Source organism: Corynebacterium lipophiloflavum DSM 44291, assembly GCF_000159635.1.
Lineage (GTDB): Bacteria > Actinomycetota > Actinomycetes > Mycobacteriales > Mycobacteriaceae > Corynebacterium > Corynebacterium lipophiloflavum.
In genome coordinates, this window is record NZ_GG667194.1 from 114,766 (window position 1) to 124,875 (window position 10,110).

Consider the following 10,110-nt stretch of genomic DNA (forward strand, 5'->3'; position numbering starts at 1 on the left):
CCCCGTAGCGGCAGTACCACCGCACTGCCCACAGAATGACGTCACGGGGAAATGACGACCGGAGAAGATACCCATGGCTCTGATTATTTCACGTCGATCTTCCTACTGCCCCAACTTTGCAACAGCACCCCATATCGTCTCTATCGAGAAGGTCTCCGAGATCGACACCGACCACGACGGGCAGATCGATACGCGGACCTACCGGGTGTATGGCCAGTTGTTCTGGGCATCAAGCAATGACCTGGTCTACCAGTTCGATTACACCGATTCGGCTAACCACATCGTTATTGATCTAATCGCCGCGGAGATCTGGGACGCCTCGACGGTGGCCACCCTGGATGCGATCACCCAGAAGTTCCAGGACAAAGGCAAGACCGTCTCCATCATCGGCCTTGATGGCCCCAGCCAGGACCGGCTCGACCGACTGTCCGGTCGCCTCGGCGCCGGCCACTAGAGCCAGATCCAGCCCCGGCAGGCACCGGTGGATTGTACGAAAAAGGTCAGGTGCAGCACCCTTTTCCGGAGTGGTGCACCTGCCCTCTATCAGCGTTCGGTTCAGTGAGTACCCGGCAGTCCGATCGTGAGCAGCTGCGGTGCCGGCGTACAACACCCCTGCGAGGACGACTCCTCCGAGACCACCCCAGCAGGTACCGGCACGTCGCAGCTCCCACCCAGATCCGTGGTACATACCCCGGTTTCGGGTAGATCCAGGTGCACCGCGTCAGCAGATTCCTGGTCCCCGGCCAAGGCCGCAACAATCGAGCGGACCTGCTCATAGCCGGTGGCCATAAGGAAAGTCGGGGCGCGACCATAGCTTTTCATTCCGGCGATATAGAAATTGTCCTCCGGGTGGGCCAGTACCTTCTCACCGTGGGGTTCCACCGAGCCGCAGCTGTGGAACTCGGAGTCAATCAGCGGCCCCAGCTGGGCCGGGGCCTCCACGGCCGGGTCCAAGGCCAGCCGCAGCTCCGAGAGGATGCTCAGGTCCGGGCGGAAACCCGTGGCCGGTACCAGCGTGTCGACCTCAATGATTTTCTCCCCCTCCGGGGTGGTGCCATGGACCTGCAGCCGGTCGCCTTGAGTGTCGAAGGCGGTGATCGTCAGGGAGGTGTGGACGGTGATACGTCCTGCGTCCACCAGCTGGCGCAGGCGCGAGCCCAGTGCCCCGCGGGCGGCCAGCTCGTCGTTGGCCTCACCGCCGTAGACGTGGGTGACATCCGCCGAGCGCACCGCCCAACTGATCCGGGTGTCCGGGTTCTGCTCAGCGAGCTCACCTAACTCCAGCAGGGTATTGGCCGCGGAGTGCCCGGCACCCACGACCAGGATGTGCTTGCCGGCGAAGCGTTCGCGGTCTCGGCCCAGCACGTCAGGCAGGGTCTGGGTGATCAGGCCCTGCTCGCGGGACTTATACTCCCCTGGGGCTATCAGGCCGGCCTGGCCCAGCGGGTTGGGGGTCGACCAGGTGCCAGAGGAGTCGATGACTGCCGCGGCCTGAGTATCCTCGACCGTGCCACCGTCGTGCTCGACGCGGGCGATGAACGGGGTGGTTGCCCGGTTCGCGGTGCGGGTCTTGTCCATGCCCAGTCGGGAGATGGCCACCACCCGGGTGTCGTAGCTGATCGCCGGGGCGATCTCCGGAGTTGCCGCCATGGGTGCGAGATACTCGGCGGACAGCTCGTGGCCGGTGGGCAGGACCTCATCCTGTGGCGCGCTCCAGTCGTGGCGCTCCAACAGGCGACGGGCGGCGGTGTCGATGTTGTACTCCCAGGGCGAGAACAACCGGGTGTGCCCCCACTGGGCAATCGCCGCCCCGGCCTGCGGGCCCTGCTCGACCACCCGGAAGGGTAGGCCGCGTTCGTGTAGGTGGGCGGCGGCGGCCAGGCCGACCGGGCCGGCGCCGATCACCACGACCGGATCAGGGGCAGATGTCGTATCCAGAGGTGTTGCCATTGCGGTGATATCTCCTATGCGGATCAGTGGTGAAGTGGTGGCCTCGTCATATCGATGGTTGCCAATGTCTACCGTAGGCTTCACTTTGACAGTCGTCAATGTATGATGGGGGCATGAGTGCTCCGCTAGAAGAACTGGTCGTCTGCCCCGACCACGGTGATGGTCGGGAGTGTTGCTCCCTGTCGTGCGGGCCCCTCGATACCTCCCGCGCGCAGCGCTTGGCGGTGATGCTCAAGGCACTGGCCGATCCCACCCGCCTGCGCCTGCTGTCGCATATCGCCTCCCAGGGGTGTGAGTCTGTGTGTGCCTGCGATCTGACCGGCCCACTGGGGGTTAATCAGTCCACCGTGAGTCATCACACGACCAAGCTGGTTGACGCCGGCCTGCTGGCCCGGGAGCAGCGGGGCAAGTGGGCGTACTACACGGTTATCCCGGCAGCGTTTCAGGAGCTGTGCTCCGTGCTCGACCTGGGCTAAGAGCCTTGTCACCTCGCCCCTGTGGCTGGTGGGGCGGGTCATTTCACGGTCTTGCCGACAGAGTCGGCAATGTCGCGGGCGGCCTTTTTGGCGTAGGGGCCGACACCGGTGATCGTCGCCGCCCCCGGGCCCGTCCAGTCGCCGTAACCGACCACATGCAGACCCGGGTATTGTGGTTTCCCGTTTTCCAGCAGCCGGCGCACCGGCCCAATCGCCGGGCGAAACCCGGTGCACCAGATCAGGTGATCAGCCTCGACCTCATCCAGTGAGCTAAACATCGGGGTGGCCTTTAGGCGCCCGGAATCCCTGGCGGCACGGACCTCGGGCAGGACGACAATATCGCCGAGCTCCGAGTCCGCCCCGGGATCCGGTTCCCCGCGCCCAATGGCCAGGGCGCGCTGCCGGTTGCGGCGAAACAGCACCCGGCCATCGACCTCATCAGGCATCCAGCGTGGTTGCTCGCGGGTGTACCAGGTCACCTCGGCCACGCGGCTTAATTCCGCGGCGATCTGGGCGCCGGAGTTCGCCCCACCGACCACTGCGACACGCTTACCCTGGAAGGGTGCGATCCCGGGGTAATTCGCCGAGTGCCAGTGAGTGCCGGCGAACGTTCCAGGATACGACGGGGCGAAGGGGGCGGACCAGGTGCCGGTGGCCGCGACAATATTGTCCGCCGTCCAGGACTGCGCTCCAGCCCGGATGCGGTAGCAATCATCGTCGAAGTCGATCCGGTCCACATGGACGGGGCGTTCCACAGGGATGCGGTAGCGCTGCTCATAGGCACTGAGATAGTCCACCACATGGGAAGCCGGGGGAAACCCGTCATAGTCGGGCATGGGCCAACCCGGCAGGTTGGAAAACTCCGCGGTAGAAAACAACGTCATCGACGGCCACGCATGCCGCCAACCCCCGCCGGGGGCAGGCTGGTCATCCAGGACCAGGGTCTTCACGCCTGCCCGCAGCAGGTAGTAGGCGGTGGCCAGTCCCGACTGGCCACCGCCGATAATGATCGCTTCGTAGCTGTCGTCGCTGTGCTCTGCCATGGGTGCGATCAGCCGATCTGCAAGACGGTGCGCAGCTCGGCGAACAGCGCCGGACGCACCCGGTGCAATACCGTGCGTCCCTCACACGTGCGCTCCAGCAGGCCCGCTTCGGTCATCTTCTTCAGGTGATGCGAAATCGTCGGCTGACTCAACCCCATCAGTTCCGTGAGCTCATTAACACTGACCGGGCCACACCCACCGGCGGCCAACTGGGACAGAATCCGCAGACGCACCGGCTCAGCCAGCACCTTAAACAGCGCGGCGTAGCGGGTGGCCTCATCATCATTAAGCGGGCCGGCGCCGAGCGTGCAACACTCGGACAGGTCGGTCAGGGGAAGAATCTGTGCGGTCATCATAGCCACCACTATATATTGACGAGCATCGATTAAGGAAGTAGTTTGAGTATTGATAAACATCAATACTACCGAGAGGTGACGCATGACCGCACCCACCCAGACCCGGGCTCAACCCGCCCATATTTCCTTCCTCGACAAATATATTCCGATCTGGATCATCCTCGCCATGGCGCTCGGCCTCCTTCTGGGCCGCGGCATCCCCGGACTGGCCCCCTTCCTCGGCTCCATGGAGGTCGGTGGGATCTCCCTGCCGATCGCCCTGGGCCTGCTGGTGATGATGTACCCACCGCTGGCCAAGGTCCGCTACGACAAGACCAAAGAAATCGCCGCTGACAAACGCCTGATGAGTGTTTCACTCATTCTCAACTGGATCGTGGGCCCGGCACTGATGTTCGCCCTGGCCTGGACCTTCCTGCCGGACGAACCGGAACTGCGCACCGGCCTGATCATCGTCGGCCTGGTCTACGTCATGCTGTGGCTGGGACCGAAGCTCTTCCCCGGGGATCCCACCCTGCCCCCCTACCCGGTCAAGTACCGCTCGCGATAGCACCACTTCCAAGGAGTCCATCACCTCATGAGCACCAAACCTTCCGTTCTCTTCCTCTGCGTCGGCAACGGCGGCAAGTCCCAGATGGCCGCCGCCCTGGCCAACAAGCACGCCGGTGACCAGCTGGAGATCCATTCCGCCGGCACCAAGCCCGGCACCAAGCTCAATGCCGCCTCCATCGAGGTCATCGCCGAAGCTGGGGCCGATATGTAAGGGGCACCCCGAAGGGCATCGACCCGGAGCTGCTACGCAGCGTCGACCGGGTGATTGTCCTGGGTGCCGATGCCCAGGTGGAGCTGCCCGCCGACGCCCGGGGCGCCCTGGAGCGCTGGCTCACCGATGAGCCCTCTGAGCGCGGCATCAAAGGCCTGGAGCGCATGCGACTGGTCCGCGATGACATCGACACCCGGGTCCAGGGGCTCGTCTCCGAACTGATCACTGATTTCTCCGGCTCTTCTTCGAACTAACCTTTTTCCCTCCAGCTCTTTCGCTCCCCTTACTGCTTTGGAAAGGTCTGTCATGTCCACCACCGAAACCCCGGAACTGCACACCAAGATCCTGACCCGCATCACCGAAGGGCTCGCCCGCACCTACCAGGGAACGTTCTCTGCGGAGACCATTGAGCGCTACGTCTTCGAGTCCTATATCTCGCTGGCACGCACCGCCAAGATCCGCACCCACCTGCCTATCTTGGCGGAGCGCTTCGCCAAGGACCGTCTCCGGGCGCTGGCGCTGGCTGAGGGCAAGATCGAAAAGACGGTCCCGCAGGTGCTGTTCGTCTGTGTCCATAACTCTGGCCGCTCTCAGATCGCCTCGGCCTTGCTGTCCCACTACGCCGGGAAATCCGTGGAGGTACGCTCTGCGGGTTCGTTGCCGGCCTCCGAGGTCCACCCGGTCGTGCGGGACGTCCTGGCCGAGCGTGGCATCGACCTGGCCGGGGCTTTCCCGAAGCCGCTGACCGATGATGTGGTTCGCGCCGCCGATTATGTCATCACCATGGGCTGTGGGGACGTGTGCCCGATCTATCCCGGTAAGCACTATCTGGACTGGGAACTGACTGATCCCACCGATGAGACGCCGGAGAAGGTTCGCGAGATCATCGCGGAGATCGACGACCGTGTCAGTGGACTCTGGGAAACCATCCAGAGCTAAAGAGCGTTTCAACGTGCCCCACATCATTGGAAGTGGGACACTGATGTCTACTGCTGGCATTTGGGCACATGGCTTGTATATCTGGCAGTGAGGAAAATAAACTAGCGCCCCGGTTATAAGCTGGGGCGCCAAGTCGATGTGCTCGAGTCGGGGGATGTTAGTGGCCGGTGCCAAGCCGGCCAGACAGTCGGTTCAGCCGGTCCTGACTGAATCGGCCTGAAACGCACCGTAGAGTACTACGTGTCCCGCAGCTCAGAAGGATCCACACTCAGCCGGGTGGTCCATTCCTCGGTGCTCTCCCGCTTCAACGAGGACCGGGCCTGGGCCCTTTTCCGCGAAGCCCTGGTCGCGGACCTGGATGACACCCAGGAGGGAACCACCCGCGCAGGAACTCATCTGGGTGCGATGGCGGGCACGGTGGATATCCTAACCCTCTCTTTTGCCGGTCTTCAGACCGAAGCCAACGCCCTCACCTTCGATCCCCGACTGCCTACCCACCTGGAAAAAGTGGAATTCCAGATCCAGTACCGCGGGCACCTGATCGATGTTGCCCTGAGCATCGATAGTCTCCTGATCCGACTACACCCCAGTACTGCGCCACCCATCTACGTGGGGAGCGCGGGAGCGTATGTGGAACTCGCCGGTGGGGAGTCAACGGACCTATTCGAGGCACGACGCGGCCTGCAGAACAAATCTACCCCGGACCTAACCAGGTGAGAAAACCCATGATGTCTACCAAGCAGGCCGAAGCCAGGAGCATGACCGGTTCCCTTCGGCGGAGAGCACAGTTGCCTGGGACCGAGGCACAGTGGGCTCCACGACATGGTCACAACTCGCTAGGCGGAAGGACGTTTCATGGACGTAGGAAAATACGACAAGGTCAGGGCCGGTACCGGCTTCATCGCGGCGTTGGATCAAAGCGGGGGCAGTACCCCGAAAGCGCTGAAACTTTATGGGATCAACGAGGACGCCTACTCCAGTGGGGAGGAGATGTTTGGTCTGGTGCATAAAATGCGCACGCGCATCATTACCAGCCCCAGTTTCGACGGTGACCGGATGTTCGGGGCGATTTTGTTCGAGGACACAATGGACCGCGACATCGGGGGAATGCCTACAGGGGATTATCTGTGGAAAGTCAAAGACATTGTGCCGTTCCTCAAGATTGACAAGGGCCTGGCGGAAGAAACCCACGGGGCTCAGGTCATGAAGCCCCTCCCTGATCTGGACAACCTGCTCGAGCGTGCGGTAAGCAAGCACATGTTCGGCACCAAAATGCGCTCGTTCATCAGGCTTCCCGGGGAGGGGTGGACGCTGTCGTTGCGCAGCAGTTCGCGATCGCTCAGCAGATCCTCCGGTTCGGGCTGGTACCCATTGTCGAGCCTGAGGTCGACATCCACAGCCCCCGGAAGATCGAGGTAGAAGACCAGCTCCGGGTGACCCTGCGCAAAGAGCTCGACCAGCTGAAGGAGGACCAGGCGGTCATCCTCAAACTGACGCTTCCCGAAACTGATGACTTCTACCGCGAGCTCGTGGAACATCGGCGGGTGATCCGGGTGCTGGAACTATCAGGCGGCTACTCCCGCGCGGAAGCTAACGCTCGCCTGGCACGCAACCCCGGAATAATCGCCAGTTTCTCCCGCGCCCTGACCGAAGGGCTCACCGTCACCCAGGACGACCGCGAATTCGACGCTGTCCTGGATGAAACAATCGACACTATCGCGGAAGCCTCACGCACCTGACAACGCCTTCCGAGAAGGCGCGGTGCGTCTGATCAACTGCTTATACAGCGGTGCCCGACCCGGACATGAGCGATCTGGGTCGGGCACCGCCGTGGGTGTCTCCTGCTGGAATCAGCCGTTGGGCAGAGGTGAGAAAAAGTCCGCGCGCACCCCCAGGGCACGGTCGGTGCGCTGGATGGACTCATCACCGTCTTCCACGGTGCCAGCCAGGGCACGGATTGCGTCGATGTTCTCGGGGACGACGATGGCCTGGTTGTCGACCGTGTACGTCCAGAACAACTCATTGCCCTGCACGGTCAGGATATCTTCCCAGATGGCGACCTCATACATATCGCCCCGTGGCCGGCCTAGATCTCGCATCAATTCGACGGTGCTGTTGACCGCCACGATTCCATCGGAGCGCCGCACGAAAGCGATCCGCGGCATCGCCTTCAACGCTTCGAGAACCTCTTCTGTGTCTGCCGGGCGGGTTAGCTCGATGGTCCAGAAATGCAGGTGGTTGTGGGTGTGCGCTCCCTTGGCCGCCATGGTCACCACATCCAGGTCGGGGACCACCGACTGGGCGTCTGGGCCTTGATGGCTGGGAATCCGACCTTCGGGAACTATGGTGTTCATGATCCCCGAGTGGTCGGATTCCCACGGATCGGTGGCCCGACGGACAAGCACTCCTCGCGCTTTGGACAGCAATCCAGCGTCCTGGAGTGCGATAAGGGTGCGGACAGTGCCGGTGGTGTTGCAGGAAACCACGCGGGTGGTGTCGCGTCCAAGCGTGGAACTATAGTTGGCGTGGGCAACGAAGGAGTGGCCGGTGAGACTGTGCTTCTCCCCGCCCTGGAACACGGACTTGACTCCATGGGTGCGATAGAGGTCGAGGTTGCCGGCCCCGATGGTGGACGGGGTGCAGTCCACCACGACATCCGCGTTGTCGAGCAGGTCCGGTAGTTTCCCGGCGATGGGATATCCGGCAGCGCTCATCTCTTGGTGGGCTTCTTCGGTGGAGGCATAGACCGGGATGCCCTGCGTGATGGCGGTGGCGACCCGGTAATCGGTGGTGACGTCGCTGACCCCGAGGAGTTCCATGTCCTCCTGGGCTCTCACCGCGTCGGCTACACGTTTACCGATGACACCGTACCCGTTTACTGCAACCTTGATTTTATTCGTCATGCTGATTGTCCTTCCCGGAAATCCTGGTTTGGCCCGATGGACGTATGGTCGTGTTTCTCATCTGGGGTGGTCGGGGAATGTCCTTGTTCAGAGCTCGTTGAGCATCTGCTCCATCTCGGCGATCTCGGCCTCCTGATCTTCAATGACCTGCTCAGCCAGAGCGATGGCCTGCGGGTTCTGGCCATCAGTGACCTCATCGCGGGCCATATCGACGGCGCCCTCATGGTGGGCGGTCATCTGCTCAAGGTAGAGCCGGGCAGCCTCGGTGCCCTGGGCGTCCTCGAGGGCTGTCATGTCCTCCTCGCTCATCATTCCACTCATCCCGCCATGGTCCATCTCACCCATATCACCGGTGACCGGATCTTCTTCCCAGGTCTCGAGCATGGTATTCATCCGGTCGATCTCCGGGCCCTGGGCATCGATAACACCCTGGGCGAACTCGATGACCTCGGCCGGGATATCGTCCTTGGCCAGGAGGATTTCACTCATCTCCACGGCCTGTTGGTGATGCGGGATCATCATCTGTGCGAACATGATGTCCGCGTCATTGTGCTCGGCGGAGACCTCTCCGGCCGCCCCCGTCTCTGTCTCAGGATCCGTGGTGGCCCCGGTCGTTTCGGTGGTGTCGGGGGCGGACGTAGTGGCGATGGTCGTGGTGTCGGTGTTTTCTCCCTCAGTGTTATCTGCGCAGGCGGACAAAACCAGGGTGGAGGTCAAGGCGAGAGCGGCGATGGTGATGGTGCGCTTCATGGGGGTTCCCTTTCGGAGGTTGTGTATGGGGGAGTCGATGAAGGATTGAAAGTCAGCGGACGGGGGCTGCAGAGCTCACAGCAGCCTTCTCCTCCTTCCCGTCGGTCGGAGCCAGGTGAGCCGGGTCCAGATCAATCCGGCGCAACAGCTGGGCGTTCAGGGCCACCACGATGGTCGAGGCAGACATCAAGATCGCGCCCACGGCCGGGGACAGCACGAACCCGATCGAGGCGAGCACGCCGGCGGCCAGCGGCACGGCGAGGATGTTGTAGCCAGAGGCCCAGATGAGGTTCTGGATCATCTTGCGGTAGCTGGCCTGCGAGAGCTCAATCATCGACAGCACTGCACGCGGGTCATCACTGGCCAGGACCACTCCGGCGGATTCCATGGCCACATCCGTGCCGGCCCCGATGGCGATACCGACCTCCGCGCGGGCCAGAGCGGGGGCGTCGTTGACACCGTCGCCGACCATGGCCACGCTCAGGCCACGCTCCTGTAACTGGGTGACCTTGGTGTCCTTGTCCTGGGGCAGGACCTCGGCGAAGACCTCATCGATCCCCAGGTCCTGGCCAACCGCCTGGGCCACCTGCTGCGCGTCACCGGTGATCATCGCGACCTTCACCCCGCGGTCCTGCAGGGCTTTCACGGCGGCGCGGGATTCGGGGCGGATCTTGTCCTCGACGGCCACCGCACCGATGATCTGACCGTCGCGGACAATATGGAGCACACCGGCCCCACGCCCGGTCCAGGCGCTGGTGGTGTCGGTGAGCTCGGCCGGGGTGGTGAGGTTGAACTCGCGCAGCATGTTCGGCCCGCCCACGAGGATCTCAGCGCCATCGACAGTGGCCCGGACCCCCCGGCCGGAGGCGGCGCTGAAACCAGTTGCACGGATTTGCCGACGGGAGGCCTCGGGATGGGCGGCCGCGGCCGCCA

The 10,110-nt window shown here is 63.0% G+C and carries 9 protein-coding genes and 5 pseudogenes; 7 read left to right on the forward strand and 7 right to left on the reverse strand.

The window, feature by feature from the left end; all coding sequences use genetic code 11:
- Positions 1–75, reverse strand: a pseudogene (locus tag HMPREF0298_RS12735) (IS6 family transposase); the annotation flags it as partial.
- 55 nt (positions 76–130) lie between these two features.
- Between HMPREF0298_RS12735 and HMPREF0298_RS08550 the strand changes: the two are divergent.
- A pseudogene (locus HMPREF0298_RS08550) lies at positions 131–454 on the forward strand (STAS domain-containing protein); the annotation flags it as partial.
- A 101-nt stretch (positions 455–555) separates the two neighbouring features.
- Here HMPREF0298_RS08550 and HMPREF0298_RS08555 read toward each other — a convergent pair.
- Complete coding sequence (locus tag HMPREF0298_RS08555; RefSeq protein ID WP_006840765.1) at positions 556–1,950, reverse strand: FAD-dependent oxidoreductase; 1,395 nt, start codon at positions 1,948–1,950, stop codon at positions 556–558.
- 113 nt (positions 1,951–2,063) lie between these two features.
- Here HMPREF0298_RS08555 and HMPREF0298_RS08560 point away from each other — a divergent pair, with 113 nt between their 5' ends.
- Positions 2,064–2,426: an ArsR/SmtB family transcription factor gene (locus HMPREF0298_RS08560; protein ID WP_050758384.1), complete on the forward strand. Its 363-nt coding sequence runs from the start codon at positions 2,064–2,066 to the stop codon at positions 2,424–2,426.
- A 38-nt stretch (positions 2,427–2,464) separates the two neighbouring features.
- On the opposite strand, the gene HMPREF0298_RS08565 is transcribed toward HMPREF0298_RS08560, so the two are convergent.
- On the reverse strand, positions 2,465–3,469 hold the full coding sequence (locus tag HMPREF0298_RS08565; RefSeq protein ID WP_006840767.1) for an ArsO family NAD(P)H-dependent flavin-containing monooxygenase: 1,005 nt from the start codon (positions 3,467–3,469) through the stop codon (positions 2,465–2,467).
- An 8-nt stretch (positions 3,470–3,477) separates the two neighbouring features.
- Positions 3,478–3,825 (reverse strand): ArsR/SmtB family transcription factor, encoded by a 348-nt coding sequence (locus tag HMPREF0298_RS08570; protein ID WP_040422994.1) that lies wholly within the window; start codon positions 3,823–3,825, stop codon positions 3,478–3,480.
- 82 nt (positions 3,826–3,907) lie between these two features.
- On the opposite strand from HMPREF0298_RS08570, the pseudogene HMPREF0298_RS08575 reads away from it, so the two are divergent.
- From HMPREF0298_RS08575 to HMPREF0298_RS08595, 5 genes and pseudogenes are all read left to right on the forward strand, one after another.
- Positions 3,908–4,303: pseudogene (locus tag HMPREF0298_RS08575) on the forward strand (arsenic resistance protein); the annotation flags it as partial.
- A 96-nt stretch (positions 4,304–4,399) separates the two neighbouring features.
- Positions 4,400–4,839 (forward strand): annotated as a pseudogene (locus tag HMPREF0298_RS08580) (arsenate-mycothiol transferase ArsC).
- Positions 4,840–4,891: 52 nt separating this feature from the next.
- Positions 4,892–5,524, forward strand: a complete 633-nt coding sequence (locus HMPREF0298_RS08585; protein ID WP_006840772.1) for an arsenate reductase ArsC — start codon at positions 4,892–4,894, stop codon at positions 5,522–5,524.
- 216 nt (positions 5,525–5,740) lie between these two features.
- Positions 5,741–6,241, forward strand: coding sequence for a glycosyl hydrolase family 65 domain-containing protein (locus tag HMPREF0298_RS08590; protein WP_280985047.1), 501 nt, complete (start codon positions 5,741–5,743; stop codon positions 6,239–6,241).
- A gap of 138 nt (positions 6,242–6,379) precedes the next feature.
- A pseudogene (locus HMPREF0298_RS08595) lies at positions 6,380–7,263 on the forward strand (fructose bisphosphate aldolase).
- A gap of 111 nt (positions 7,264–7,374) precedes the next feature.
- Here HMPREF0298_RS08595 and HMPREF0298_RS08600 read toward each other — a convergent pair.
- The 3 genes from HMPREF0298_RS08600 to HMPREF0298_RS08610 all read right to left on the reverse strand — a co-directional run.
- Positions 7,375–8,427, reverse strand: coding sequence for a type II glyceraldehyde-3-phosphate dehydrogenase (locus HMPREF0298_RS08600; RefSeq protein ID WP_006840776.1), 1,053 nt, complete (start codon positions 8,425–8,427; stop codon positions 7,375–7,377).
- 87 nt (positions 8,428–8,514) lie between these two features.
- Positions 8,515–9,177, reverse strand: coding sequence for a DUF305 domain-containing protein (locus HMPREF0298_RS08605; protein WP_006840777.1), 663 nt, complete (start codon positions 9,175–9,177; stop codon positions 8,515–8,517).
- Between the two features lie 52 nt (positions 9,178–9,229).
- Positions 9,230–10,110, reverse strand: an 881-nt coding sequence (locus HMPREF0298_RS08610) for an HAD-IC family P-type ATPase (RefSeq protein ID WP_006840778.1), incomplete at its 5' end; no start/stop codon positions are given.

What these genes read in the sequence shown, in the direction of transcription:
- HMPREF0298_RS08565 (WP_006840767.1), bottom strand. Translation starts at nt 3,469, where the DNA reads ATGGCAGAGCACAGCGACGACAGCTACGAAGCGATCATTATCGGCGGT.
- HMPREF0298_RS08600 (WP_006840776.1), bottom strand. Translation starts at nt 8,427, where the DNA reads ATGACGAATAAAATCAAGGTTGCAGTAAACGGGTACGGTGTCATCGGT.
- HMPREF0298_RS08585 (WP_006840772.1), top strand. Translation starts at nt 4,892, where the DNA reads ATGTCCACCACCGAAACCCCGGAACTGCACACCAAGATCCTGACCCGC.
- HMPREF0298_RS08570 (WP_040422994.1), bottom strand. Translation starts at nt 3,825, where the DNA reads ATGATGACCGCACAGATTCTTCCCCTGACCGACCTGTCCGAGTGTTGC.
- HMPREF0298_RS08555 (WP_006840765.1), bottom strand. Translation starts at nt 1,950, where the DNA reads ATGGCAACACCTCTGGATACGACATCTGCCCCTGATCCGGTCGTGGTG.
- HMPREF0298_RS08605 (WP_006840777.1), bottom strand. Translation starts at nt 9,177, where the DNA reads ATGAAGCGCACCATCACCATCGCCGCTCTCGCCTTGACCTCCACCCTG.
- HMPREF0298_RS08560 (WP_050758384.1), top strand. Translation starts at nt 2,064, where the DNA reads ATGAGTGCTCCGCTAGAAGAACTGGTCGTCTGCCCCGACCACGGTGAT.